General features: G+C 41.4%; 26 protein-coding genes, 1 pseudogene and 6 riboswitches. Of the genes and pseudogenes, 1 reads left to right on the forward strand and 26 read right to left on the reverse strand.

The window, feature by feature from the left end:
* The first annotated feature begins 94 nt into the window (after nt 1–94).
* Entirely contained in the window at nt 95–349 is a 255-nt protein-coding gene (spoIIID, locus tag Gferi_RS10960) for a sporulation transcriptional regulator SpoIIID (RefSeq protein WP_069976380.1), read from the forward strand.
* A gap of 89 nt (nt 350–438) precedes the next feature.
* On the opposite strand, the gene Gferi_RS10965 is transcribed toward spoIIID, so the two are convergent.
* The 26 genes and pseudogenes from Gferi_RS10965 to wecB all read right to left on the reverse strand — a co-directional run bounded on the left by Gferi_RS10965 (nt 439) and on the right by wecB (nt 25,216).
* The gene (locus Gferi_RS10965) at nt 439–1,287 is read right to left on the reverse strand and encodes a M23 family metallopeptidase (protein ID WP_069976382.1); all 849 of its coding nucleotides are present in this window, start codon (nt 1,285–1,287) and stop codon (nt 439–441) included.
* A 70-nt stretch (nt 1,288–1,357) separates the two neighbouring features.
* Nucleotides 1,358–2,344: a stage II sporulation protein D gene (gene spoIID, locus Gferi_RS10970; RefSeq protein WP_069976385.1), complete on the reverse strand. Its 987-nt coding sequence runs from the start codon at nt 2,342–2,344 to the stop codon at nt 1,358–1,360.
* 469 nt (nt 2,345–2,813) lie between these two features.
* Nucleotides 2,814–4,070: a UDP-N-acetylglucosamine 1-carboxyvinyltransferase gene (gene murA / locus Gferi_RS10975; RefSeq protein ID WP_069976387.1), complete on the reverse strand. Its 1,257-nt coding sequence runs from the start codon at nt 4,068–4,070 to the stop codon at nt 2,814–2,816.
* A gap of 128 nt (nt 4,071–4,198) precedes the next feature.
* On the reverse strand, nt 4,199–4,951 hold the full coding sequence (locus Gferi_RS10980) for a YwmB family TATA-box binding protein (RefSeq protein WP_069976393.1): 753 nt from the start codon (nt 4,949–4,951) through the stop codon (nt 4,199–4,201).
* Nucleotides 4,952–5,129: 178 nt separating this feature from the next.
* Complete coding sequence (locus tag Gferi_RS10985) at nt 5,130–5,693, reverse strand: YueI family protein (protein ID WP_069976394.1); 564 nt, start codon at nt 5,691–5,693, stop codon at nt 5,130–5,132.
* A gap of 154 nt (nt 5,694–5,847) precedes the next feature.
* Entirely contained in the window at nt 5,848–6,648 is an 801-nt protein-coding gene (locus Gferi_RS10990; RefSeq protein ID WP_069976395.1) for a transglutaminase-like domain-containing protein, read from the reverse strand.
* Nucleotides 6,649–6,662: 14 nt separating this feature from the next.
* Nucleotides 6,663–6,747: riboswitch (cyclic di-GMP riboswitch) on the reverse strand.
* A 66-nt stretch (nt 6,748–6,813) separates the two neighbouring features.
* Nucleotides 6,814–6,898: riboswitch (cyclic di-GMP riboswitch) on the reverse strand.
* Between the two features lie 182 nt (nt 6,899–7,080).
* Nucleotides 7,081–8,871, reverse strand: coding sequence for a collagen binding domain-containing protein (locus tag Gferi_RS10995; protein ID WP_069976396.1), 1,791 nt, complete (start codon nt 8,869–8,871; stop codon nt 7,081–7,083).
* A gap of 146 nt (nt 8,872–9,017) precedes the next feature.
* Nucleotides 9,018–9,107, reverse strand: a riboswitch (cyclic di-GMP riboswitch).
* 207 nt (nt 9,108–9,314) lie between these two features.
* Nucleotides 9,315–11,255 (reverse strand): ICP22 family protein, encoded by a 1,941-nt coding sequence (locus Gferi_RS28665; RefSeq protein WP_069976398.1) that lies wholly within the window; start codon nt 11,253–11,255, stop codon nt 9,315–9,317.
* 37 nt (nt 11,256–11,292) lie between these two features.
* Nucleotides 11,293–11,376: riboswitch (cyclic di-GMP riboswitch) on the reverse strand.
* Nucleotides 11,377–11,379: 3 nt separating this feature from the next.
* Nucleotides 11,380–11,463, reverse strand: a riboswitch (cyclic di-GMP riboswitch).
* A complete protein-coding gene (locus Gferi_RS28110) occupies nt 11,463–11,636 on the reverse strand; it encodes a hypothetical protein (protein ID WP_156782380.1) in 174 nt (57 codons plus the stop codon). (Overlaps the previous riboswitch by 1 nt.)
* Nucleotides 11,617–11,699: riboswitch (cyclic di-GMP riboswitch) on the reverse strand. (Overlaps the previous gene by 20 nt.)
* Nucleotides 11,700–11,883: 184 nt before the next feature.
* A complete protein-coding gene (locus tag Gferi_RS11005; RefSeq protein ID WP_236932761.1) occupies nt 11,884–12,543 on the reverse strand; it encodes a class D sortase in 660 nt (219 codons plus the stop codon).
* A gap of 330 nt (nt 12,544–12,873) precedes the next feature.
* Nucleotides 12,874–13,278 carry a F0F1 ATP synthase subunit epsilon gene (locus Gferi_RS11010; RefSeq protein ID WP_069976400.1) on the reverse strand — a complete coding sequence of 135 codons (405 nt, stop codon included), beginning with the start codon at nt 13,276–13,278 and terminating at the stop codon, nt 12,874–12,876.
* Nucleotides 13,279–13,319: 41 nt separating this feature from the next.
* Entirely contained in the window at nt 13,320–14,717 is a 1,398-nt protein-coding gene (gene atpD / locus Gferi_RS11015) for a F0F1 ATP synthase subunit beta (RefSeq protein ID WP_069976402.1), read from the reverse strand.
* Between the two features lie 30 nt (nt 14,718–14,747).
* The gene (atpG, locus tag Gferi_RS11020) at nt 14,748–15,611 is read right to left on the reverse strand and encodes an ATP synthase F1 subunit gamma (protein WP_069976404.1); all 864 of its coding nucleotides are present in this window, start codon (nt 15,609–15,611) and stop codon (nt 14,748–14,750) included.
* A 43-nt stretch (nt 15,612–15,654) separates the two neighbouring features.
* Nucleotides 15,655–17,169, reverse strand: coding sequence for a F0F1 ATP synthase subunit alpha (atpA, locus tag Gferi_RS11025; protein ID WP_069976405.1), 1,515 nt, complete (start codon nt 17,167–17,169; stop codon nt 15,655–15,657).
* Nucleotides 17,170–17,189: 20 nt separating this feature from the next.
* Nucleotides 17,190–17,732, reverse strand: coding sequence for a F0F1 ATP synthase subunit delta (locus Gferi_RS11030; protein ID WP_069976407.1), 543 nt, complete (start codon nt 17,730–17,732; stop codon nt 17,190–17,192).
* Nucleotides 17,720–18,232, reverse strand: coding sequence for a F0F1 ATP synthase subunit B (gene atpF, locus Gferi_RS11035; RefSeq protein WP_069976409.1), 513 nt, complete (start codon nt 18,230–18,232; stop codon nt 17,720–17,722). Before atpF ends, Gferi_RS11030 begins: the two co-directional genes overlap by 13 nt.
* Before the next feature lie 75 nt (nt 18,233–18,307).
* Nucleotides 18,308–18,574, reverse strand: coding sequence for an ATP synthase F0 subunit C (gene atpE, locus Gferi_RS11040; RefSeq protein WP_069976411.1), 267 nt, complete (start codon nt 18,572–18,574; stop codon nt 18,308–18,310).
* Nucleotides 18,575–18,701: 127 nt separating this feature from the next.
* On the reverse strand, nt 18,702–18,905 hold the full coding sequence (atpE, locus tag Gferi_RS29600) for an ATP synthase F0 subunit C (protein WP_334292700.1): 204 nt from the start codon (nt 18,903–18,905) through the stop codon (nt 18,702–18,704).
* A gap of 57 nt (nt 18,906–18,962) precedes the next feature.
* Nucleotides 18,963–19,214 (reverse strand): annotated as a pseudogene (locus Gferi_RS29605) (ATP synthase Fo subunit C); the annotation flags it as partial.
* Between the two features lie 67 nt (nt 19,215–19,281).
* Nucleotides 19,282–19,983, reverse strand: a complete 702-nt coding sequence (gene atpB / locus Gferi_RS11050; RefSeq protein ID WP_069976415.1) for a F0F1 ATP synthase subunit A — start codon at nt 19,981–19,983, stop codon at nt 19,282–19,284.
* The gene (locus tag Gferi_RS11055) at nt 19,983–20,390 is read right to left on the reverse strand and encodes an ATP synthase subunit I (protein WP_069976417.1); all 408 of its coding nucleotides are present in this window, start codon (nt 20,388–20,390) and stop codon (nt 19,983–19,985) included. The genes atpB and Gferi_RS11055 overlap by 1 nt, the downstream gene beginning before the upstream one ends.
* A 155-nt stretch (nt 20,391–20,545) precedes the next feature.
* Nucleotides 20,546–20,767 carry an AtpZ/AtpI family protein gene (locus Gferi_RS11060; protein ID WP_069976419.1) on the reverse strand — a complete coding sequence of 74 codons (222 nt, stop codon included), beginning with the start codon at nt 20,765–20,767 and terminating at the stop codon, nt 20,546–20,548.
* A 409-nt stretch (nt 20,768–21,176) separates the two neighbouring features.
* Nucleotides 21,177–21,989, reverse strand: a complete 813-nt coding sequence (locus tag Gferi_RS11065; protein ID WP_069976421.1) for a BKACE family enzyme — start codon at nt 21,987–21,989, stop codon at nt 21,177–21,179.
* A gap of 21 nt (nt 21,990–22,010) precedes the next feature.
* Nucleotides 22,011–23,369, reverse strand: coding sequence for an aminotransferase family protein (locus Gferi_RS11070; RefSeq protein WP_069976423.1), 1,359 nt, complete (start codon nt 23,367–23,369; stop codon nt 22,011–22,013).
* A 291-nt stretch (nt 23,370–23,660) separates the two neighbouring features.
* A complete protein-coding gene (locus Gferi_RS11075) occupies nt 23,661–24,011 on the reverse strand; it encodes a DUF3870 domain-containing protein (protein WP_069976424.1) in 351 nt (116 codons plus the stop codon).
* Nucleotides 24,012–24,094: 83 nt separating this feature from the next.
* Complete coding sequence (wecB, locus tag Gferi_RS11080; RefSeq protein ID WP_069976425.1) at nt 24,095–25,216, reverse strand: non-hydrolyzing UDP-N-acetylglucosamine 2-epimerase; 1,122 nt, start codon at nt 25,214–25,216, stop codon at nt 24,095–24,097.
* Nucleotides 25,217–25,267 lie beyond the last annotated feature (51 nt).

Below are 25,267 nucleotides of genomic sequence, written 5' to 3' on the forward strand. Positions count from 1 at the left end.
TATTATATATTTTCATATGGTTTTTTCAGTTCTACAGTACCATATCCCCGCATATTATTTAACAAAGGAATCATCCAAAAAGGGGGTTAAGTAAGTGAAAGACTACATAGAAGAAAGAGCAATGGAGATCGCTGAATATATAATAAATCAAAAAGCTACAGTACGCCAGACAGCCAAAGTCTTTGGAGTAAGTAAAAGTACAGTACATAAAGATGTAACCGAAAGACTTCCTAAGATAAACCCTCTTGTGGCAAATCAAGTAAAGCGAATTCTCGACAAGAACAAAGCCGAAAGACACATTCGCGGTGGCAAAGCCACTAAACTGAAATATCGAAACGGCCACGAATAGGAAGTCAGGACAACATCAGATACGCTAAAATCCTATAGAGGTGCTTATAGATAAAAACAGGGTATTTTATTTATACCCTGTTTTATATTCTAATTCTTCGGTAAAAATTGATTTGGGTCTACCTGTTCCCCGTCCACCAATACCTCAAAATGAAGGTGTGGTTCCTCAGATATTTCAAATAGTGCACTTCTTCCTACACCACTAATAATCTGGCCTTTTTCTACTTGATCTCCAACCTTTACCATACTGCCGGTGCTAAGGTTTGCATATTTTGTAATTAACTCTCCTTCATGGGCGATCGTGATGGTAATGCCCATTCTTGAATCTACAACTACCTCTATAACCTCCCCTGCCAGTGCTGCTACTACAGGGGTATTTTCCGGAGCCACAATATCGATACCATAATGGGTGGTATAATGGTCCAGCGTTTTAGAATATACTAGGGTTTCAGCTGCATAATCCATCCCTTTTTCTCCAACCACAGGCATCTTAAAGGTGATTTTTGCCGGTGAAGCTTGTACCTGTTTTACAGGAGCTGCCGCCGGCTTGCTATTTATTTGCTTTATCGAAGCAATCTCTTGTTTTACCTGTTGCGCTGCCGGTGCTTGCACCTCTTGCTTCGCCATAACCTCTTCCGCATCTTCCCGCTCATCCACTACAACCACTGGACGCTCATCCTGCTCTTCTTGATTTATTCCCAAGTCTAAATCAGGCAATTCCTCGTCCAATGGCAGCAACGGCCTTTGTAAATCATCGACTGCCAACCGGTCAATGTTTGTTTTTGTTACCCAGACGGCTGTTGTCGCAACGATACATACGCATAAGAACAAAATGATATAAAATCCTTCTTTGTCAAGAAATTTATAGATACTACTTTCTTTTCTTTTGTCTTCTTCTGTTAATTTTTTATTTCTAGAGAACCAGTTTTTTCTATCCATGTACATGCCACCTCCATCTTGTATTGTTGCCAATTTAGAGGTTTTCATACATAGGAATGAAAATTTTTGGTTACTGGTTTAGGGGCTCTATCTCTACCCCTTGATAGTAATGCTTTAAAATTTCTTCATAAGAATGACCCCGTTCCGCCATGCCATTAGCTCCCCATTGACTCATGCCAACGCCATGTCCATAGCCAACAGTAGTAAATTCTATTTCATTTCCCTTAAAAGAGACGGTAAAATTGGCAGACCGTAAACCCAATAAATCTCTGATTTCACGTCCTGTAAGGACTTTATTGCCTACTTGTATTTTCATAATTCTCCCGCCTTCACTCTTCTCCAGAATCTTGACAGCGGAGGAAACTGTAGACTCTTTGATGTCACAATCCTTATATTTGCCTTTGACTTTTGATACAAATGTAGCTGTTTTTACGGTTTGCCTATCTGTAAGATAGGGTGCTTTTTCTTCATAAGGACTATTCACACTGCGTAGATAAGGTACTGCTGAGACAAACACATCCTCTGAATTTTCCGTTCGACCACCGCTGGTTGAATGAAAAAGCGGCTGATCTACAGGTTTTGTATTATATGTCATAATCATCCCTCTGGTTTCATCTACTGCAGCCTCTATCCGAGGCCAGTAGTCCCTCATCCAATACTTGGATTTTACCTCCCGCAGCTTATCCTTTGAATACCAGACTTGGCAATGTACACTGTCGCACAGCTCAGCTTGTGGATGATTGGGATTTCCTGATTCTCTAAACTGGTTTACTCTAGATATGGCATAGCTGCGCGCAGCTACTGCCTGGGCCTTTAATGCTTCTATTTCAAAAGATGCAGGCATTTCACCGGCAATAACACCTTTTACATACTCCTCCAACTCTATTTCTTCTACCGTTTTTGTTTCATGAATAAATACATGCACCATTCTTTGACTTTCTACAAACTCTTGTTTTTCCACTTTGGGTGTAGACAAATCACAACTTTGAATCAAAATCATAGGTATTATAATCGTAGTCATTAACATACTGATGAGTACAAAAAAAATACTCCGCATTCCTTTTCCCCCTTTGTTATTGTCCTGTAAACCGCCGATGGCTTTTACATTATATGAGGGATTGAACGGAAATATGATTGTTTTTAATTCTACATTCGCTACGCCACGGGGACAGTTCCTCAGGCACATAAAAAGAGCGTCTACGACGCTTTCGCTAGGGAACCCTAGGTTCCCTTCGACGACTGCTATCGCAGTCTGAGCACCCTCCTTAGTACGGCAGGGGATTTCATCCCCTACAACCCCTATTTTTTATATAATAGGAAAGTAGAACTTTCCTATTATATAAAAAACATCTGTGCCAGACGAACCGTCCCCATGACTCCGCTATTGAACGTTCATTCTCTAGCAGTTGAAATCAGAAAAAATCCTGACAGTTTATTGGCAAAAACAACAGGTCTCTTACATTCTTCTCATGATTCTACGAATTTCCCGGGAAATAGAAAAAATGTGTCGTGAGACGACACATTTTTCAATCTTCAGATCTATAAATTTTTGCTCCAAGCTTTCTTAACTTATCTTCTATCCCTACATAACCACGTTCAATATGATAAATATCGCCAATTTCAGTTTTTCCATCGGCTATAAGTCCGGCTAAAATAAGTGCTGCTCCTGCCCGTAAATCAGTTGCAGTAACTTGGGCTCCCTGCAATTTATTTACTCCTTGAACGACGGCACTTCTGCCTTCGATCTTGATATCTGCACCCATTCTTTTTAATTCCCCTGCATGCATAAAGCGATTTTCAAATACAGTTTCAATTACTACACTGGTTCCTCTTGCAATGCTTAGCAATGCCATGAATTGAGCTTGCATATCTGTAGGAAAACCAGGATAAGGAAGGGTTTTAATATCCGTTGATGTTACACCATTAGTTGCGCATACCCGGACATGATCGCCGTTTTCTTCTACTTCTACACCACATTCTTTAAGCTTTGCTATAATCGGTTTGAGGTGATCCGGAAGTGCATTCAGAACGGTAACATCTCCACTGGTCATGGCTGCAGCCACCATATAGGTTCCAGCCTCCACCCGGTCTGGAATCACTGCATGTCTTGTTCCCTTCAGTTCCTGCACCCCTTGAATTCTGATGGTATCAGTTCCAGCACCCTTAATTTTTGCACCCATTCCATTTAGAAAATTTGCTAAATCTACAATTTCCGGTTCCTCTGCCGCATTCTGGATGATCGTTGTCCCCTCTGCCATGGTTGCAGCCATCATGATATTTTCTGTTGCCCCAACACTGGGAAAATCCAAGTAAATCTTATCGCCTATTAGTTTTTTTGCTGATGCTTCCACATACCCATGTCCTACCTCAATCTTGGCCCCCAATGCATGGAACCCTTTCAAGTGCAAGTCGATAGGTCTCGTCCCAATAGCACATCCTCCAGGAAGTGCAATCCGTGCTCTTCCCATCCTTGCCAGCAGAGGTCCCATAACCAAAAAAGATGCTCTCATCTTTCTAACCAGCTCATAGGGAGCTTCAAAATTATCTATTCTAGAAGAATTAATCTCTATGATTCCGTTAGCATTCTTTTTTATATCGGAGCCTATCGATGCCAGCACTTCACAAATCACTTCTACATCCTTTAGTTCAGGGATATCTTCTAAGGCACACTGCTCCTGAGCTAAAAGGGATGCAGCTATGATTGGCAAAACCGAATTCTTTGCTCCGCTAACTCTAACAGATCCCTTAAGGGGAGCGCTTTTTTCTACGATTATCTTTGCCACATCCGGTCCTCCTTTATGATTGAGTTATCCGTTACTTGTCTTTGTTCATCACCCTCCTCTTATTTCTACAAAAAAACCTAAAATCCTTTAGGAAAATATGCTCAACGAATAAAAATCATGCTTCTGAATCAGTATCCTACAGTGATCAGCGGTGTACCAATCCACAGAAAGGTCTTGTTTTCATAGTCATTGTAGCGCATCGCTATATTTACATTTACCCGGTTGCCGCCATAATTGATCCATTCCTTGATCTTATCGCTATATCCTACAATGCTGATGATATTCCCTTCCCTATAGCCTTCAACTTCTTTTACTTCCAAAGCTTTCATTAAAGCTTTCACTACTTCTTCTCTTTCTGTTACTTCCATATTTCCTTCAAAAGTCCCTATTAAACAAGTTGTAATATTTGTTTTTCCATAGGGTTTCAGCAATTCATAAAGCTGCTCTGTCAAGCCCTTAATCTCCAGCATTCCATGATCCTCATAGAAATCAATCATAATGTGAGTTTCTTGAAGTTTTTCATGTTGCTGGGATTGTATTTGAATGGTAACCGTACTCCCCGCTTTTACTTTCCCAGTTATCCACACCTGGGTATAGTCCTTCTCAACATTTGCATTCAATTGCCCGTTTTCTAGTTCTAATTGCTCTGCAATCTGCCAGCACCATTGCGTTGCCTTCTGCACACCAATGAATTGGTTTTCTATGGCAGCATGGGCATTGATATTCATTTCTGCGAAGTTGGCTTCTGACTGTTCGAAAGCTGCTTGAATCCCACTTTCTTTTGGTGCAGCCTTTGATGAATAGAATGGCAGCAAAATCAAATTGCATAATATGAGAATATAAAGTCCTATTCTTTTTTCATTTTTCCCTAATTCCCTCACCCGAAAAAACCTCTTTTCTTTTGCAAATAATAAGGGAAGAAAATAAATTAGCAAATATGTTAAAGGGGGACGAAAACATATTTTCTATCTACTTTCTTCCCTTGTTATTAAAAGTATTGACGAGCGTTAAAGGGAATATACATGAATTTGATGGTATTTTTTTAATAATTCCTGTTCTCTATATCATGACGCCGTCCTTGCTATTATCCTCACAAACTCCACATTTGATGCCCACCATCTTATCAAAAAAAGTAACTTCTTCGAATTCGTCTACATACATGGGCGCTTCATTTTTCAGCTCTTCCATATGATCCTTACAAAGCTTCCTGCTCCTCGACTGATAAAATTTGTCCGGCATAGATGGCAGCTCTTCTAAAACTACGTTTTCTACATTTACTGCATCATCACTGGCCAAAACCAAAGCAATATCTCCTTTTTGATTCGGCAAATCCACAGACTTATAATCCAAGTCGTATTTGGCAGCCAATTCCATAAACCGCCCCGATATCTCCGGCGCAATCTTCATATTCATAATAAGCTTTTTGGCTTCTCCATTTTTTATTTTCTCTTCAAGGACTTTTTTTGCTTCTCTTCTCTTGATCTGGTCTTCAGTTAAGGCAAAGACCACTCTTTCTCGAAACTCACCCAACCATCTTCTCTTTTCATCCTGTTTAAGTTCTGGAACATTGCCTAAAGCGAGATCTATATACCTTTCCAGTTCGTTAAGACTTTTATCTGTCATTAAAGTTCCCTCCTATTGCCACTGTTGACATAACCTTCTTTACATATTGTCGTTATGTCAATAAGATTATATGATCAGTATACCCAATCTATCAAAAAGTATCTTTTGTCTTATAAAAAATGATTAAGCTCCTTGAAACTCAAGGAGCTGATCTTTAGTACTCATTTACTTTATCATAAACCTTTGCATCTTTGCTCATAGTATATTTTTTATTATTTGCATCCATTTGAGAATCATAGGTGGTGTCTATTACAACCCATTTTCCATTCATTAGAACTTCATTCCAAGCATGATAGCCTTCTGCATTCTTTGTATATCCTTTTACTAATTTTGTAGGAATATCTAAACTCCGAAGCATTGCTGCAAACATAGAGGAGAAATCGTAACAGATTCCTTTATTGCTTTTAAAGGTTTCATCTACTACTGGAACATAATCTGTATTCAGATTACCGATTTTATCATAATCATATTTTACATTTTTCACTACATAAGCATAAACTGCTTGAATTTTCTCTTCATCGGTTTTTAAATTCTTAGTTAATTCTTTAGCCTTTTGAACTGCCTTTGTATTTTCATCCCATTGAATATTTTGGATAGAGTTTAAGTAGATTTTCTTAGGGTCGTCAAGTTCTACTTCTAAACTACTGCTTAGTACTGGCTTATAGCTCTTTCCTTCAATATTTTCTAAAACGCTGATTTTATATTGTCCATTATTTAATTGGAGTGGAAAACTTTCTATAGAATCGTCGCCCTTCAAATTATATATATATTTAGCTTGTTCCTTTTCTACAACAAGCTTTAGTTTTTTATTGTTAGCACTAAGGTATTTCACATTTACAACACCTTTGCTGCTCATGGATCCATCTATAAAAGATGTCATGCTCTTTTCAGCTGCAAATCCGATGTTTGTAAATATTATTATAAAGCCGATAACAAAAACAACGAGTTTTTTCATTCGTTAACTCTCCTTTCGGTAGCACGGCTGCCACTCACTTTCGTGAAAGGCCCTATGGCTTTGCGTCCCATCCTTTCGAATGGTTTGCCTTTATCGATGGAAAGCTGACTTCCATCAAGTTTTATTCTTAATTTTCAGTTATTTTTCAAAAACAAAAACTTCTCCTTCGGTAGCACGGCTGCCACTCACTTTCGTGAAAGGCCCTATGGCTTTGCGTCCCATTCTTTCGAATGGTTTGCCCTTGTCGTTGACAAGTTAAATCTCTACAAATATTTACATTTTCCTAGTTAAATTTTACCACTGCTTGTACGATAAATCAACAGGTTTTTTTATATGTCTGACCATAATATACCCAACATCCACTGCACTAAACCGTTATTCCTTAAAAAAATACCGGGGTTCTGCTCCCCGGTTTTAAATCCATCATTATGTTTATTTTCTATTTCTTTTCATAGTCAGCCCCAATGCTGCGGTAACGGTTCCGATCCCATAGAAGAGAACTGGTGGAATTTCTCCTGTTTTAGGAAGAATGGGTGAGGCAGGAACTTCTTCATCCTCCAGTGTGACTGTTGCTTCCTCACTAGTTGCAGGGGCTTCCGGTACAGGCTGCTCCTCTATTATAATTGGAGTTTGTTCTTCTATTACTGTAGATGGTGTAGTTGCAGTCGTACTGCTTCCGCTGCTTCCGCCGCTTCCACCGCTGCTGCCACCTCCGCTTCCTCCACCGCCGCTGCCTGAGGACTTCTGTTGATTGACTATTGTTATGGTTACTGTACTGCCTTCCTCTACATATACTTCTTTTTCCGGTATTTTTTCTAACTTATCTTCTATTTTGTATCCTATAAAGTTATGATTTTTCATATCCGCTGTTAACTCTCTAACTATATACCATCCTGGCTCCAAATCAGAGAGCGTTTGAGCTTTTGAAGTTGATATTTTTAGAGATTCACCAAATACAGCAGTAGATGCTGACATAGTAACTGCTACAGGCTCCATATAATATTCTTCTACAACGATTTCAAATTCTTGTGGATCATATTCAACTGGATTTCCATCCTTATTAAGGACTTCCTTCTTTATAATGAGTGTTCCTTTTTCCGGATGAATTATTGACTCTTTCTGCCGGTTCATTACGGTTACGGTTACAGTGCTTCCCTCCTCTATATAAATAGGCTCTTCTACCAGCTTCTCTCCTATTTTGTATCCCACCAGTTCATGATCTTCCATATCTTCTGTTAACTCTCTAACCATATACCATCCTGGCTCCAGGTTAGAGATGGTTTCAGATTTTGAGGTCGATATTAACAGTGGTTCACCAGGTACATCAGTTGCTGTTTTCACAGTGAATGCCGGTTCCATCTCATATTCTTCCACAATGACTTTAAATTCCTGTGGATCATATTCAACTGGATTTCCATTTTTATCGAGGACTTCTTTCTCTATGATGAGTGTTCCTTTTTCTGATGGGTTGTCAGGAACTATTTTATTAAATACGGTTACTATTGTAGTTTTATTCTTTTCTACCTTTACCTCGAAAATATCTTCTACCACTTTTTCAGATCCACTTTCGTATCCTATGAGTTCATATCCTCCAGGAATAGCACTTTCCCGAATTTCATATGTCCCTGCCATCAGGTTAGATAGTATAATTGGGTCCCCTGTATTTATTAAATGCTCTTCGGCAAAACCATCTTCAGCTTTCTCTGTTATAGTTATTGCAAAATTAGTATCCGGCCGGTCTATAACTTCTTGATCTAATGCATTAAGTATTTTCTTTTCAATTTTTAAGCTTCCGGTTTTTGGTTCCGTCCAACCCTCATCATAATAGAAAGCCACATAACTTATATCCGGTATATTTTTCTTATGCAGTGGTGAGTACAGTTTAGTATCTTCAGTTTGACCGCTGCCATAATGATAAATGTTGGCACCAGGTCCTCCTTTAACTACTACGGTACTCATAGGCACAGTAGACAGCCAATCCAGATACTGATCACCATTTTTATCCCGGTAAACGCTGAAGGTTACCGTCTCGTTCGTATTAGACCCAGAAAAAAACTTTGATTCAATCTTCCAATCTGCATCTTTGCAAATCGGATTTCCTAAAATATATTCTGGTATTACACTTGCAGCAAAGGCATCCTGATACCCTGTTGGAACCATTCCTATGAAAATCAGTGTCAGTGTAAGAAAAATACTCCATACTTTTCTTTTATTGGTGTTCATCCTCTCACCTCTTCCTTCTTTTCTATTTAGTTATAGCTAGATAGGCTTCCTAATCCCCTCCTTATATGATTTCTTTACATTCTATGTGATTCCAAAGCTTTTATTTCTATTTCCAAATAAAAAATACCGCCAAAATATATCTATATTATGGCAGTCCTTCGATCATGGTATGCATATACATACTTTAGATGCTGACTTTGCGCCCCATGCTTTCGTATGGTTAGCCCTTTTCATCCCTATTTTATTCTGTTGCAGATAGTATAACACAGCATACTTGTATCATTTTGTCGAAGTAGAGCTTATGCTCAATTAAAATTTATAGGTGCTTAATCTGTTTTTTTGCATATTTTTCGCTTTTAAGTCCATATTCTACCCCGTATATCCTTTTCTTTTGACAAAGAAACACAAAAATAAGCTATAGGGATCCCCTATAGCTTATTCTTTTATTTTCTTTTTAGTTTTGCACCTATAGCTGTAAGAATCGCTCCGATTCCGTAGAATAAAGTTGGAGGAATTTCTCCGGTTTTTGGAAGTGCTGCAGCTAACGGTACTTCTTCATCTTCCACAAGCACGGATACCGCATCCTCCTTTTCAGCTTCTAGCGTTGATGGCGTTTCAACATTAGCAGGAGCAAATGGAATAGGTTCTTCTAGATTAGCAGGTGCCAGTGGAGTAGGCTCTTCTAAAATTGTAAATACCTCTTCCTCAGCAGCCGGCTCAACTTCTTCAGTTATCCCACTGCCAGTGGTATTTCTTCTGCGTGATCCGCCTGATCCGCCACTGCTTGAACCATCTCCCGGGTTTTCGCTTCCCGGATCTTCATTTCCTGGGTCTTCATTCCCTGGATCTTCACTTCCTGGGTCTTCGTTCCCTGGATCTTCATTTCCTGGATCTTCATTTCCTGGGTCTTCATTTCCTGGATCTTCATTTCCTGGGTCTTCGTTCCCCGGATCTTCACTTCCTGGGTCTTCATTCCCTGGGTCTTCATTCCCTGGATCTTCACTTCCTGGGTCTTCGTTCCCTGGATCTTCATTTCCTGGATCTTCATTTCCTGGGTCTTCATTTCCTGGATCTTCATTTCCTGGGTCTTCGTTCCCCGGGTCTTCATTCCCTGGGTCTTCATTCCCTGGATCTTCATTCCCTGGATCTTCATTCCCCGGATCTTCATTCCCTGGGTCTTCGTTCCCTGGGTCTTCACTTCCTGGGTCTTCATTCCCCGGATCACTAATAGCAACATGACTCAGACGCAAATTTCCTTCACTGGTTCTAACATATGCATCTATAAGTATATCGTGGTCTTGTGTCCCAATATAAAAATGTTGTGTTTTTAATTGTCCAGTAGGCTGTCCCTCTGCTGTTTGAAGTCCCGCCTCTTTGAAAGTAGCATACAGCGTTAACGCCCCGGTAGCTTTATCGGCTTGGTTTAAAATAAAATGCCAAACTACAGGTGCCGTAAGTCCGCCATTACCCTCTTCTTTTTTGAAGGTTTCACTGGAAGAACCTTTATGTGGTGCATGCAAACTAACAATTTCTTCTTTCACTGTATAACTGTAGTTTACGGCTAGCTGGTGATTTCTTTCCAATAAGCTCCAGGAAATTCCCACCAGTGTATAGTATAAATCCCCTTCTAATCTGGCTTCAACCTGTACACGGTCTCCACTGAGTGGCATAAGGGCTTCAAGATTGTTTATCTTTTTAGTCCAGGTATCACCAGTCTTTACTTCTACTTTCCCAAGACTTTCTTGGTAGAACGGCTTATTTTGTCCATTGGCATACAGCTTCAAAGTGGTGTTTTCCAACTTTCTTCTGTGCCAATCACCTTGGTTTTTGACTTTAATGGTAATTGCATATTGGCCACCTACTAAAATAGGTTCTGCAATATGCGTGTCTACAGAAAATGCCATTTTAGGTTTTACTAGCGATAATGTCCCAGCATCCATAGACATAAGGCTGGCAGCTTCTATTACTTCTCCTGCTGTTTCTTCCTTGGTTTCTTCTTCTGCTGCTTCTTCCTTGGTTTCTTCTTCTACTGCTTCTTCCTTGGTTTCTTCTTCTACTGCTTCTTCCTTGGTTTCTTCTTCTACTGCTTCTTCCTTGGTTTCTTCTTCTACTGCTTCTTCCTTGGTTTCTTCTTCTGCTGTTTCTTTCTTGGTTTCTTCTTCTGCTGTTTCTTTCTTGGTTTCTTCTTCTGCTGTTTCTTTCTTGGTTTCTTCTTCTGCTGTTTCTTCCTTGGTTTCTTCTCCTGCTGCTTCTCTCACAGCGGCGGATCCAATAAAATCATTGTCCGCAAAAGCCCAGCCGGTTCCAAAGAACGTCAAGCAAGGTATTAGAAGCACTGCAAGCAAAAGCTTCATAACATGTTGTTTGTTTTGTTTTCTTTTCATGTCTCGTTCTCCTCTCTTTAAACACACAGACTTGCGTTTAAAGAAAGGTCGGTTGCACTACTCGCTCCACGTATTTCAAGTGCCCAGATGAAAAACACGCTTCAACGCTCCCTTTCTTCAATAAATCAAGAAAGGCCGGTTGCACCACTCGCTCCACACATCCTAAGTGCCCAGATGACGAATGTGCTTCATCACTTCCGTTCTTAGCTACCCTTGTTCAATAATTGCTACTTCAATGATGCAGCAGCTAATGCGATCTCTATAACGCTCTACTTCACCTCCTAAATCTAGATTTTCTGGGCGCAAAACCTGCTGGTACGAAAGAATAAAAACCATGTTTTCAAAAAATAAAAACTTCTCTTTCGGTAACACGGCTGCCATTTACAAGTAAAAGGCCCTATGGTTTTGCGTCCCATTCTTTCGAATGGTTTGCCCTTATCGTGATCAGTTTCTAGAAAATATTTACTTTTTTGTAATTTTATCATGAATTTGTTTATAAATCAACAAATTTTTCCTGTTTTTCTATATATATTTCATAATTTTCAAACTATTCCGTCGCAGTTTTTTTGCTAACGGAATATTCTAATTTTATATATTTTCTAGAAATTATTAAATTATAATCAGGCAACTAATCCACTATTTTCGCTTGTATAATCAAACGGTCTGTTGCTTTATACAGCGGATGGCAGGTAATCAATGTCAAAATTTTATCTTTCTTATTTCGTTTTAGAACAGATACATCTGTAGGTTCCACCACAATCTTATTGAACACCTCATAATGATATTCATTTCCTTGAGCTATAACCATCACTTTATCTCCAATCTCAACCTCATCCAACCGGTTAAAAAAACGACCATAAGTATGACTGCGATGAGCTGCTAAGGCTGTATTTCCAACTTCACCGATTTTCGTGGTTTCCTTCATCCACCCTGCCCCGATTTTTAGATTTTTCTGGGTAGCCCCTTCCAAAATCGGCAAGTTCACTTTTATTCTATCAATTTTTAGCACACCAATATTCTGGATGACTTCTTTCGGCTTTGCTGGTGCTGTGTTATTTTCTACTGCTGGTATTTCAGGCTCCGGTTCCCCGAAATTTTCCCCTGATTCCAAGCTTTCAACGGGTTCAGTGACATTTTCTGCTTCATTGGTAAACACACTGTCTAAATGATCATAGTCTGCCATCACTTTCTGCTGCCAATACCAGGTGTAAGCCCGATCAAATATAGGATAGCCGCCAATCAGAATGCCTAAAATAATAAACATTGTAGATATCTTTCTCATCGGCATCACATCACTTTCTCCAAGGCATAACTTAGGAAACGAAGCTTCCGTGCTATTGTATTTAATAGAATATTTTCTTTCCGTTATCTTCCATTATATCATGCTTTTGTTTTTATTGTCATCTCTAAAAGATGTTAGGAATAACCCTAATATAGGAAACCCCATATGTTTCATCAGCCTCTGCTGTGAGACTAATCTTGGCCAATGTTGATAACGTTTATCAGCTATTATTATATAATAATAATACCGCATTTAGCCTCTCTTCAAGCATGTTTTTCGATAAATTTTTCAAAAAAAATAAAAACCTCCCGAACACATCCTGTCCGGGAGGTTTTGCTAATCTCTTTTTACGATCTTCAATCGATTCAACGCTCTGTCCAGGGCCATCTGTGCACGAAGCACGTCAACACCCGCATGGCTGCTTTTAATTCTATCTTCAGCGCGATCTACCGCACGTTTTGCCCGTTCGATGTCGATTTCTTCGGGCCATTCGGCAGAATCGGTGATGATTGTGGTCTTATCCTGCCGCACCTGCACAAATCCGCCGGCACAAGCAGCTTCTGTATAGACACCGTCCTTTTTGATTTTAATCGCACCAATGGCAAGGGGACTGACCAGAGACATATGGTTTTTCAAAATACCCAAATCTCCTTCAGTCGTTCTGACCACTGCCATATCCACATCATCCTCAAAAAACTTTCGGTCCGGTGTAACAATTTCCAATCGAAATGTTGAAGCCATTTGCTCACCTCCGTACAACCTTTCGGTTAGCGGTTATACTCCTACTCATTTTCCTTTTTAGCTTTTTCTACTGCTTCTTCGATGCTTCCTACAAAAAGGAAGGCTGACTCCGGAAGATCATCATGCTTTCCTTCAAGAATCTCTTTAAAACCTCTCACGGTTTCTTTCAATGGAACATACTTGCCGGCAAACCCTGTAAACTGCTCTGCAACATGGAATGGCTGCGACAAGAATCTTTGCATTTTTCTTGCACGGGAAACTGTCAATTTATCCTCATCGGACAATTCATCCATACCAAGAATTGCAATGATATCCTGAAGCTCTTTATATCGCTGCAGAACTTCCTGAACGCTACGGGCAACACGATAGTGCTCTTCCCCTAAGATATTGGGGTCCATAATCCTCGAAGTAGAATCCAGTGGATCCACCGCCGGATAAATCCCTAACTCAGAAATTGCACGGGATAAAACCGTCGTTGCATCCAAGTGGGCGAAGGTCGTTGCCGGAGCCGGGTCTGTTAAGTCATCGGCAGGTACATAAACAGCCTGCACCGATGTGATGGAACCCCTCTTTGTAGAAGTAATTCTCTCCTGCAATAGTCCCATCTCTGTTGCCAGGGTTGGCTGATAACCAACGGCACTCGGCATACGTCCTAATAGGGCGGAAACCTCTGAACCTGCTTGGGTAAATCTGAATATATTATCGATGAACAGCAGTACGTCCTGTCCTTCTTGATCTCTGAAGTGCTCCGCCATGGTTAGTCCTGATAATGCAACACGCATTCTCGCTCCAGGCGGTTCATTCATCTGACCAAATACCATGGTCGTCTTATCGATAACGCCGGATTCGATCATTTCATGGTATAAGTCATTTCCTTCTCTAGTTCTCTCTCCAACTCCTGCGAATACGGAAAGTCCACCATGCTCCTTAGCAATATTGTTGATCAGCTCCTGGATCAATACGGTCTTCCCTACTCCGGCACCTCCGAAAAGTCCTACCTTACCGCCCTTTGAGTAGGGGGCAATTAAGTCGATTACCTTGATACCGGTTTCGAAGATTTGTGCCGAGGTTTCCTGCTCATCAAAAGCAGGCGGTTGCCTGTGAATAGGAGCCTTCGTAATTGTATTTACAGCACCCTTTTCATCTATGCTTTCTCCTAATACATTGAACAATCTTCCCAGGGTTTCTTTTCCAACAGGAACAGAAATTGGTGCTCCTAGATCTACTGCATCCGTTCCTCTGACAAGTCCATCTGTAGAGGACATGGCAATGCAACGCACTGTATCGTCACCAATATGCTGCGAAACTTCAGCAGTGATTTTCCGATCCCCTATTTGAACTTCAATTGCGTTCAATAGCTCCGGAAGATTTTCAGAATTAAATTTTATATCCAAAACGGGTCCGATGATTTGGACCACTTTACCGATATTTTGCGCCATTCCGGTTCACATCCTTTCTTATGGTTGATGCTACTTCAGTGCCTCTGCTCCACCAACGATTTCTGCGATTTCCTGTGTGATCGCAGCTTGACGTGCTCTATTGTATAGCAGTGTCAAATCATCGATCATTTCTTCTGCATTGTCTGTAGCATTTTCCATGGCGACTCTTCTGGCCCCTTGTTCACTGGCTGAAGATTCTACCAACGCACCAAAAATAGTACTTTCAATATATTTAGGAACCAGATAGTCCAGCACTGCCTCGGGAGAAGGTTCATAGGAAACATATTCGAATTCCTTTTCCTCTTGTTTTGCTTTCTTTTCTCCAGATAGTGGCAGCAGCTTAATCATCTCCGGTTTTTGAGAAATTGTACTGACAAACTGTGTATAAACTAAGTATACTTCATCAATAAGTTTATTCTCATAGAGCTGCAGCACTAGGCTGCTGATTCTTTTGGCATCACCGTAGCTTGGATCCTCAGATATTTGAAGAAATTCGCCATCCAAATCATATTTTCTGCTTCGGAAGTAGTCTCTCCCCTTGGTGCCTATGGCGATCACTGATTTAGCCTGCTTTTCTGCCATATGGGTGACGGCTGTCTTGATTACGTTGGCATTATAACCACCGCTAAGACCCCTGTCACCGGTGATAACGATATAACAGGTTTTTTTGATCTCCCGTGTACTCACAAAAGGATGCTTGATCCCACCGGTACTCGAAAAGATATCTTGAACCGTTTCTTTGATTGTATTGAAATAAGGTCGAGTCTTTTCCACCCGCTGTCTCGCCCTTCTGAGCTTTGCGGATGAAACCAGCTCCATCGCCTTGGTGATTTGTTTTGTACTGTTTACACTCTTGATTCTGCGCTTAACGTCGCGCATACCCATTCCTGCCATGTATTCACCTCCATGCTTTGGGGTGGGCTCATTCAACAGACGATTATTCTTCTAATCGAAAGATTCCCTTAAACTCTTCTATGGCCGCCTTTAATTGATTTTCCATATCTTCAGACATCACACCGGTACTTCTAATGGATGCGCCTATCTGTGGATGATTATTATCCATAAACTTTAGGAATTCCGCCTCGAAACGCTTAATCGCCGGAACTGGAATATCCTTCAGATACTTATTGATTGCTGCAAAGATGATCATAACCTGATGTTCTACCTTTACCGGTGCATACTGGGGCTGCTTAAGAATCTCCAGGATTCTCTCCCCTTGCTCCAGACGCTCCCGGGTATCCTTATCCAATTCGGAACCGAACTGGGCAAAAGCAGCAAGCTCCCGATACTGAGCCAGTTCGAGCTTGATCTTACCTGCAACCTTCTTCATTGCCTTGATCTGCGCATCCCCACCAACGCGGGATACAGAAATCCCTGCATTTACCGCCGGACGCTGGCCTGCAAAGAACAATTCAGATTCAAGGAATATCTGTCCGTCCGTAATAGAAATTACATTCGTAGGAATGTAAGCAGATACGTCCCCTGCTTGCGTTTCGATGAACGGCAGTGCTGTTAAAGAACCACCACCTAATTTGTCACTCAGCTTTGCAGCTCTTTCCAGCAATCTGCTGTGTAGGTAGAATACATCTCCCGGATAAGCTTCACGTCCCGGTGGACGGCGGAGCAGCAGGGACATGGCACGATAAGCCACCGCATGCTTGGACAAGTCGTCGTAGATGATCAATACATCTTTCCCGGCATGCATAAGTTCTTCTCCCATGGCACAACCTGCATAAGGCGCGATATATTGCAGCGGTGCCAGTTCACTGGCTGTAGCCGATACAATAATGGTATAATCCATAGCCCCTCTGTCTTCTAATACCTTAACGATTTGGGCTACAGTAGATTTCTTTTGTCCGATCGCTACATAGATACAAATCACATTTTCTTCTTTTTGGTTAATGATAGTATCGATAGCGATGGCTGTTTTTCCGGTCTGTCTATCCCCGATAATCAACTCACGCTGCCCTCTTCCGATTGGAATCATGGCATCGATCGCTTTAATACCGGTTTGAAGGGGCTGATGTACGGATTTTCTATCAATTACCCCTGGCGCACCGGATTCTACCGGTCTATATTTATCCGTTTTAATCGGTCCTTTACCATCGATGGGCTGTCCTAAAGCATTGACTACACGTCCGATCAATGCATCGCCTACCGGTACCTCAACAACTCTTCCCGTACGCTTTACGATGTCTCCTTCACGGATCTTATCATCAGAACCCATCAATACGCAGCCTACGTTGTCTTCCTCAAGGTTTAAAGCCATTCCATATACGCTGCCGGGAAACTCCAACAATTCTCCCGACATACATTTGTCTAATCCGTGAATTCTGGCGATACCGTCACCAACCTGAATAACAGTACCAACATCTGTAACTTGAAGCTTATTCTCATATCTTTTAATTTGCTCTTTGATAATCGAGCTAATTTCTTCAGGTCTGAGATTCATTGTCATATCACCCCTATTACCTATACTATTATTTGTGCAAGGTCTTCCTGCAATTTGTTCAGGCGATTCTGGATCGTACCGTCAATTACCTGATCGCCGATACGCACCAGCATCCCTCCAATGATGGCAGGATCAATCTGATTTTTCAATTGAACACGCTTTCCGGTTACCGCTGTCAGTTTTGCAACCAGTTTCGCCTTTTCCTCATCCTTGAGGAGCAGCGTTGTAACGGCTACAGCTTCTACCACATTGTTGTGCGCATTGGCAAGCTTATGGTATTCTTTTGCAATATATTCTAAAATACCGGTTCTTCTTTTATCCAGTAATATTTTTAAAAAATTCATCACTTCATCGATCAAACGACCTTTAAATACATTTTCAATAATGTGCTTTTTTTCCTCATTGCTGATCTGCGGCGTTTTAAAAATCTCATAAAAATCAGGATGCTGCTCAAAGGTTTTCACAACAAAATTGAGTTCTTTTTCAAAGTCGTCAATTCGATTGGCTTCTAAAGCTACTTCAAAGAGGGCTTGGGCATAGGTTCTCGCTGCTAATTGTGCCATTTTGCTTCCCCTACCTCGTCAATAAATTCATTGATCAACTGGCTGTGTTCGTTTACATCAAGGTTTTTATTGATGATCTTGCCAGCCGCTGCAACAGCCATTGAAGCCACTTCATTTTTCAATGCATTTACAGCTTTTTGCTGTTCTCTCTTAATTTCTGCTTCTGCTCGCTCTTTGATCTTGCCTGCTTCGTCTTGAGCACTCTTTACGATTTCATCGGCCCGTTCTTCTGCACGCTTAGAAGCATCTTTGATGATCTCACGGCCTTCATCCTGAGCACCTGCCAGTTTTAATTGATATTCTTGCATCAACTTATCCGCTTGCGTATTTTTATCGTCTGCTTCCTGTATAGATTCTACGATCGCATTTTGTCGCGCTGCCATAAACTCTGTTACCGGCTTGAATAACAGCTTCTTTAGGATTATATATAGAATAATCGTATTTACGATCTGAAATGCAAGGTTCCAGTTTATTTCCACTAATCCTGCTTTTAATTCCATAAGAATATTGCCTCCTCTCCTAAGAGATAATCATAAGCAGGAGATGGTGGTCCCATCTCCCTGCGCTTTTCTATTTTATAAAAGTCCGATTAGTGGATTTGCAAATAGAAGGATTAACGCAATAATTAAGCCATAGATACCTGTTGTTTCTGCAACTGCAGCACCCAAAAGCATTGTTCTTACGATATCTGCCTGCGCTTCCGGCTGTCTTCCAACGCCCTCTGCACCTTTACCTGCTGCATAACCCTGACCGATACCAGGTCCGATACCTGCGATCATCGCCAATCCTGCACCAATTGCTGAACATGCTAATATTAATGCTCTTCCTGTAATAGGTTCCATTGAAAATTTCCTCCTTTTTGATTTACCAAAATATACTTTTTTTGAATAGCGTACCAACTATTTATAACGATCATGCATCACTAAGATGCATCCTCATGCCTGTTCCAAAAGACGTTGTAGAAAGCTTCTATAATAATCTTACTAATGGATTGGCGAACATGAGTACCAAGGATATTATTAAGGCATAAATACCGGTAGTTTGCGCTACTGCCTGGCCAAGGAACATGGCTCTGACGACATTGGATTGATACTGGGGTCTTCTGCCGGTTGCTTCTGTGCCTTTTCCGGCGGCATAACCCTGTCCAATGCCTGGTCCGATTCCTGCGATCATAGATAGTCCAGCACCAATGGCTGAAGCCGCAAGAATCAGAACTGCTCCCTGCTGTGTTACAAGCGGATTGCCAAACAATAGAATTAATGCAACTACTAGCGCCAATATACCCGAAGTTTCTGCAACAGCAGCTCCTAATAGCATTACCATTGTAGCCTGTTTTGAGGCCTTTGGATTAATGCTCACTGCTTCTGCTCCTTTCCCGGCTGCATATCCCTGACCTACCCCCGGTCCGATTCCAGCAATCATAGCAAAACCTGCTCCGATTGCTGAAGCTGCAAGGATGAGGGCTTTTCGATCAAAGGTCATAAGCCAAGTAAGGAACCGAACAATAAAGTTGGCATTGTCCATCCTTTTCCCTCCTTAATGAGATGGCTTAATCCATTGCAATAGAGACAAATACCATTGTCAACATAGCAAATATGAAAGATTGTAATACACCTGCGAATACGTCAAAGTATAAGTGAAATACTGTCGGTATCGCAGTTTGGAACACCGGAATATTCGGTATCCCCACCGATTGGCTCAACGCTGCAAGGGCACCATACAACAAGTTCATGATAATGACCCCTCCAATGATGTTACCAAACAGACGGAATGATAGTGAAATTGGCGTTGCTATCTCTCCGATCACGTTAATGGGGAGCAGCGCAGGGAACGGTTCCAGAAAACCCTTTAAGTAACTGCCAATTCCTTTTCTCTTCATTCCGAAGAAATGGATCATAAAAAACGTCATTAATGCCAATGCCATAGTTGTGTTGATATCGGCTGTCGGTGGTCTAAATCCGAACAGTCCAGCCAGGTTTGCACATACCAGGTACATCATAAGCGTACCAATATAGGGTGCAAAGGCTTTTTTGTCTTCTCCCATGGTCTGAGCAGTGAGTTTATATATCCCATCTACTAACAGTTCAACTACATTTTGCAATCCCCGGGGCACTTTATCGAACCTTCTGGTTGCGACCAGTGCAAATATTGTTAGGACTGCCATTATAATCCAGGTAGTAGTAACGGTTTCTGTGATCAGAATCCCTCCAGGCAACTCAAATATGACTCTAGGGCCAAATCCTCCTTCCACTATTCTTCCTCCTTTCTGATGAAAATTCTTTTAAAAAAGCTTATATCATTAAATAGGTTTGTTACAACAACGACAAACTTGATGAGGAACAAACCCAGTACTGCCCCAAGAACATTTAAATAATCGGCTTTTATTGACACAAAAATAACAATCCCATTGATCATATATCGTATAAAATACCTTGATCCTGCATAAACTTGAGCTTGCCCTGGAGTCATTCTTACTGCTTTTTCCAAGGTAAGCGCCAGATTACGGAAGTTTAGAATGCCGATTAAGGATCCAAAGATCAGTGCATAAATAAAAGGCAAAGGTTTATCGAATAGCACTACTGAACATCCGGCAATTGCAGCCATGACAATCAGGGTGTATTTAAAAATCTTAACTTGTATATCCCAAGTGTACCCCAAGGGTTCACACTTCCTTTCTTAAAGGCTGGCGGGTTGCACACTGTGCAGCCCACTACGGTTTTGTAGGGAACGGTGCTCCCACCGTTCCGCTTTATTTTATCGTATTTTTTCCGGAACGGCGAGGGCGTCGTTCCCTACATTTTTATCGGCCATTGTCATTTCTTCTTTATATCCTTCATGACAATCTTATAGACACTGACAAAGGAAGATGGGACACTTATGCATATGAAAAGAATCAGGAAAATATTCCCCGTCTGCAGCTTTTCATCCATCCATTTCCCCAATAACACACCTGTAAAAATAGGTGCGATCATAGACAATCCAATATAACTTAAAAGAGAAAGGTTTTTTAATACTTTCGTACGGTCATTTGTCATGGCACACCCCTCCCCTATAACATTATATCAACTGCCGTTTAAATATACAAATAATTCTGCATACTTCTAAATATTTTTTTAACAATCCAATAAAATTACATAAAATCTATATTTCGACTTTTTTTTTCATTTTCCTCTATTATCTGTAGCGATTTATAAAAAAAAATGAGCATGATAAATAATATAAAGCAGTCCTGATATTTCCATGACTGCTTTTAGTATTTCTCGGGCATTTTGTTTTATGCTATACTATCATATCTTTTAAATCCGTACTGAATAATTAAATTGGCCTCTGCTGCAGAAGGCAGATTACCCTGTTTTAACAAAGGATTCCCCTTTTTGAAGCAAAAATATTTATTTCACAGGCAAAAATGTAAGAAGACTTAGCGGAACGGTCACGGATCGTTCCCTACAATGTTAAAATCCTTCTTGCTTCCTCTGGCGTGGCAATCTCTCGTCCCAGTTCCTTTGCAATCCGTAGGATTCGCTCTACTAACATGGCATTGGTGGCAGGAACACCTTTTTCATACTCCAATACGTCTTCCAGACCTGTTCTTACATGGCCTCCCATAAGGATTGCCATAGTAAGCATGGGTACTTGGGATTTTCCAATACCGGACACACTCCAGGTGGAGCCCGCTGGCAGGCTCTCTACCATAAATAATAAGTTTCTAGGTGTTCCCTCGATACTTCCCGGCACATTCATTACCAGATTAAAATGCAGTGGTGCCTTTAACACTCCTTTTTTTAACAATTTCTTTGCATTAGAGATCATTCCCACATCGAAAGCTTCGATCTCCGGCTTTAAGCCATGGGCATACATCTTGCCGGCCAGCGCCTCAATCAATGCAGGATCATTGGCATTGATGCTGCTGGGGAAATTCGAAGAGCCCGTAGACAAACTTGCCATCCGAGCCGGCAGGTCCAGCATTTGCCCCCGCCACGCAATGGTATTTTCGCCGCCTCTGGCTCCTGTAGATACCTGGGTAATGATATCAACTTTTTCCTCTGCTAAGCGTCCTAAAACCTGCTGATAGATCGAACGGTCACTGGTAGGCTTTCCTTCTCTATCCCGTACATGTATATGGGCAATCGATACCCCTAATGCACGGCACTTTTTAATATCCTCCACAATCTCCTCTACCGTCACTGGCGTAGCAGGATTCATGGCTTTTGTGGGTACATTCCCTGTAGGTGCAAGGGTGATGATGAGTTTTTCCATGATATTTCACGCTCCTTTTATTTATAGTGCCTGTTCACAAGTGAATTTTATGGTTCTTTCTAAGGCATCTGCCAATTCGTCCACTTGCTCTTTCGTGATATTGATCGGTGGTGCAATCAATATATGATCCCCTCTGGCACCGTCTACCGAACCGCCGCCAGGATACACAATGATCCCTTCTGCCATGCCGTTTGCCGTGATCTTTCCCTTTACATTATCGCCAACAGCAAAGGGTTCTTTTGTAGCCTGATTTTTCACAAACTCAATACCGGTCATTAACCCTTTTCCCCGAATTTCTCCTACAATAGGGTATTGGTACAACCCTTTCAGTTTTTCCATTAAATATTCTCCTTGAGCTGTCGCATTGGCCACATAACCCTTTTCCTCTACCAAGTTCATCACGAAGTCTGCTACACCACAGGATAGCGGATTCCCTGCATAAGTATGCCCGTGTATAAACTGACCTGTTCCTTTTACCATAATGGTTTGGAATACTTCTTCATTGGCTACCGCTGCACCAATGGGCGTATACCCGCAGCTCATCCCCTTAGCTACGGTCATGATATCCGGTATAATCCCAAAGTGATCGATGCCGAATTTTTCTCCGGTTCTTCCGAAGCCAGACATTACCTCGTCGACGATCAACAAGATGTCATACTTATTGCAGATTTCTCGAACCATCTCAAAGTAGGTTTTCGTCGGATGTGCTCCCGGGCAGGCAGCGCCTACTACAGCCTCAGTGATAAAAGCAGCGATATTTTGCGCTCCTTGTCTTATAATTTCCTGCTCCAAGGCCTCTGCCGCTTTGATACTTGTTTCTTCTAATGTCCCACAACCCCAAGGATTGCGATAATGATAGAACTGAGGGATTTTAGGGAAGTTTACCAGCATTGGATCGTAGATCTTCCTTCTTTCTGTAATCCCTGTCATAGAGAGAGAACCAAGGGTATTGCCATGAAATGCATTCCATTTGGAGATTACCTTCCACTTGCTCGTTCCCTGTCCGTCTCTCTCCACATAATACTGTCTTGCCATCTTCATAGCGGTTTCTGTGGCTTCTGAGCCACCGGATACGAAGTAAACATAATTTAGATCTCCCGGTGTCCATTGGGATACTCTTTCGGCACAGGCCTCAATCGTATCCACAGTCCAGCGTGAGAGATGGGTGAAGGCAATACGCTTCATCTGTTGAGCTGTATAGGCTGCTACGGCCTCATTTCCATGACCAATATTGGCCACAGCCGAACCGGAACAAGCATCGAGATATCGATTTCCCTTGTCATCGAAAAGATAAATGCCTTCTCCTTTTTCTATTTTAGGATAATGCCAGTTTTGATTTCTGTAGAATACATTGTTCTTCGGTGCTTTGTTTTGGCTCATCACAAAAACCTCCTTTTATATAATGGTTGCTGTTGTTACCGGAACGGCACAGGGGCCGTTCCCTACATCCGGTACGCCATGTACGCCATGAGGACGGTACGGTACGCCATACGGTACGGTTCCTCAAGCACATAAAAAACACCTGTGCCAGACGAACCGTCCCCGTGACTCCGCTTAAAATAAAAAATCCAGTACAAAAACAACTTAAGGCAGATGATCCTTAAATGTTTCATACTGGATTTTACTCACTAAGTAATAGCGGGTTACACGACTACCGCAAGTAAAGCAGTGTTACTTTATATGATTTTCTTCTTTCCATGCATGATACCGTTCATAGGTACCCTTCAAGGCTACACATATTGCTTTTTGAGCGAGTCCATGGTACCGTCTTTTTACTTTTTCTACCAAGGGTTCAATACCGTTTTCATGGAGATTATGCCCTATCAAAATCTGTTTCAGAAAGTCCTTGGCTTCTTCAGTTAAAAGTGTACAAGAGGAATCTTCAATAATCCCCGTCTCTTTATTGATAATTAGACCAAGTCCCACTACCTTATGGAGGTTTCCGGCAGGAATCTCCGCGGGGAGCTTTGCATAGGATATAAAATAGACGGTATCATCACTATATTCTTTCAAACCAATCACCTATCCTAATCCTTTACAGTATCATTGTATAATGAAATGATCATTTATGCAATAGTCATATTTTTCAAAACTCATCATCTTTTCTATTTCTTAAAATATTCTAAGATCGCTTCCACAATCCGTTGAGAAGCTTCTCCATCACCATAGGGATTCACAGCATTTTCCATCTTTGCATAGGCATGAGGATCATTAATTAATTCATGGGCCATTTCAAATATGGCCTCCTTCTCAATTCCTGCCATTTTTACAGTGCCGGCTTGCACCGCTTCCGGGCGTTCCGTTTCTGTACGAAGAACCAGTACAGGTTTGCCTAAAGCTGGGGCTTCCTCCTGAATACCGCCTGAATCTGTTAAAATCAGGTACGACTTCGCCATCAGGTTGGCAAAAGGTTCATATTCTAAGGGTTTAATCAAATGTACTCTTTCCATATTGCCTAAAATTTCATGGGCCAACGCCTGTACCTTCGGATTCAAATGCACAGGAAAGATGACCTCTACATCTTCATTTTTCTCAACAATCTCTTTCATGGCTGTAAAGATGTTGATCATAGGCTGTCCTAAGTTTTCCCTGCGGTGCGCCGTTAGCAAAATTACTTTTCTCTTCGCATAGTCGATTTGGTTTAATCGGTCATCTTCAAAAATATAGTCCGTCTTAACTACTTGCAGCAAAGCATCAATCACGGTATTCCCTGTCACCAGAATGGTGTCTTCTTTAATTCCTTCTGCTAAAAGATTCCTTCGGTTTCCTTCCGTCGGAGCAAAGTGCAAGTGGGTTAACCGGCCTGTCAATACGCGATTTATTTCTTCCGGGTAGGGAGAATACATATTGTCGCTGCGGAGACCTGCCTCTACATGTCCCACCTTTACTTGCTGATAGAAGGCAGCCAGTGCTCCGGTAAAGGTAGTGGTAGTATCTCCGTGCACTAAAATCATATGAGGCTGCACCGCTTTAATAACATCCTCCAGTCCCCTTAATGCCCGGGCAGTAATTTCACTCAGGGTTTGTCCCGGCTGCATGATATTCAGATCGTGATCCGGCTTTAAAGAGAACAACTCCAATACTTGATCCAGCATTTCCCTATGCTGGGCTGTCACACACAGACTAGATTCAATCTCTTCATGATCCTGCAGGGATCTGACTACCGGTGCCATTTTGATCGCCTCCGGCCGTGTACCAAATATCGACAGTATTTTTACTTTACTCATTGTTTCACCTCATATTCTATTATATAAAAAGAGCGTCTACGACGCTTTCGC

Origin of the sequence: Geosporobacter ferrireducens, from assembly GCF_001750685.1 — a bacterium.
GTDB classification, from domain to species: domain Bacteria; phylum Bacillota; class Clostridia; order Peptostreptococcales; family Thermotaleaceae; genus Geosporobacter; species Geosporobacter ferrireducens.

What these genes read in the sequence shown, in the direction of transcription:
- Gferi_RS10965 (WP_069976382.1), bottom strand. Translation starts at nt 1,287, where the DNA reads ATGGATAGAAAAAACTGGTTCTCTAGAAATAAAAAATTAACAGAAGAA.
- spoIID (WP_069976385.1), bottom strand. Translation starts at nt 2,344, where the DNA reads ATGCGGAGTATTTTTTTTGTACTCATCAGTATGTTAATGACTACGATT.
- Gferi_RS10985 (WP_069976394.1), bottom strand. Translation starts at nt 5,693, where the DNA reads ATGACAGATAAAAGTCTTAACGAACTGGAAAGGTATATAGATCTCGCT.
- Gferi_RS10990 (WP_069976395.1), bottom strand. Translation starts at nt 6,648, where the DNA reads ATGAAAAAACTCGTTGTTTTTGTTATCGGCTTTATAATAATATTTACA.
- Gferi_RS10995 (WP_069976396.1), bottom strand. Translation starts at nt 8,871, where the DNA reads ATGAACACCAATAAAAGAAAAGTATGGAGTATTTTTCTTACACTGACA.
- Gferi_RS28665 (WP_069976398.1), bottom strand. Translation starts at nt 11,255, where the DNA reads ATGAAAAGAAAACAAAACAAACAACATGTTATGAAGCTTTTGCTTGCA.
- Gferi_RS28110 (WP_156782380.1), bottom strand. Translation starts at nt 11,636, where the DNA reads ATGGCAGCCGTGTTACCGAAAGAGAAGTTTTTATTTTTTGAAAACATG.
- Gferi_RS11005 (WP_236932761.1), bottom strand. Translation starts at nt 12,543, where the DNA reads ATGCCGATGAGAAAGATATCTACAATGTTTATTATTTTAGGCATTCTG.
- Gferi_RS11010 (WP_069976400.1), bottom strand. Translation starts at nt 13,278, where the DNA reads ATGGCTTCAACATTTCGATTGGAAATTGTTACACCGGACCGAAAGTTT.
- atpD (WP_069976402.1), bottom strand. Translation starts at nt 14,717, where the DNA reads ATGGCGCAAAATATCGGTAAAGTGGTCCAAATCATCGGACCCGTTTTG.
- atpG (WP_069976404.1), bottom strand. Translation starts at nt 15,611, where the DNA reads ATGGCAGGAATGGGTATGCGCGACGTTAAGCGCAGAATCAAGAGTGTA.
- atpA (WP_069976405.1), bottom strand. Translation starts at nt 17,169, where the DNA reads ATGAATCTCAGACCTGAAGAAATTAGCTCGATTATCAAAGAGCAAATT.
- Gferi_RS11030 (WP_069976407.1), bottom strand. Translation starts at nt 17,732, where the DNA reads ATGGCACAATTAGCAGCGAGAACCTATGCCCAAGCCCTCTTTGAAGTA.
- atpF (WP_069976409.1), bottom strand. Translation starts at nt 18,232, where the DNA reads ATGGAATTAAAAGCAGGATTAGTGGAAATAAACTGGAACCTTGCATTT.
- atpE (WP_069976411.1), bottom strand. Translation starts at nt 18,574, where the DNA reads ATGGAACCTATTACAGGAAGAGCATTAATATTAGCATGTTCAGCAATT.
- atpE (WP_334292700.1), bottom strand. Translation starts at nt 18,905, where the DNA reads ATGATCGCAGGAATCGGACCAGGCATTGGACAGGGTTATGCCGCCGGA.
- Gferi_RS11060 (WP_069976419.1), bottom strand. Translation starts at nt 20,767, where the DNA reads ATGACAAATGACCGTACGAAAGTATTAAAAAACCTTTCTCTTTTAAGT.
- Gferi_RS11065 (WP_069976421.1), bottom strand. Translation starts at nt 21,989, where the DNA reads ATGGAAAAACTCATCATCACCCTTGCACCTACAGGGAATGTACCCACA.
- Gferi_RS11070 (WP_069976423.1), bottom strand. Translation starts at nt 23,369, where the DNA reads ATGAGCCAAAACAAAGCACCGAAGAACAATGTATTCTACAGAAATCAA.
- wecB (WP_069976425.1), bottom strand. Translation starts at nt 25,216, where the DNA reads ATGAGTAAAGTAAAAATACTGTCGATATTTGGTACACGGCCGGAGGCG.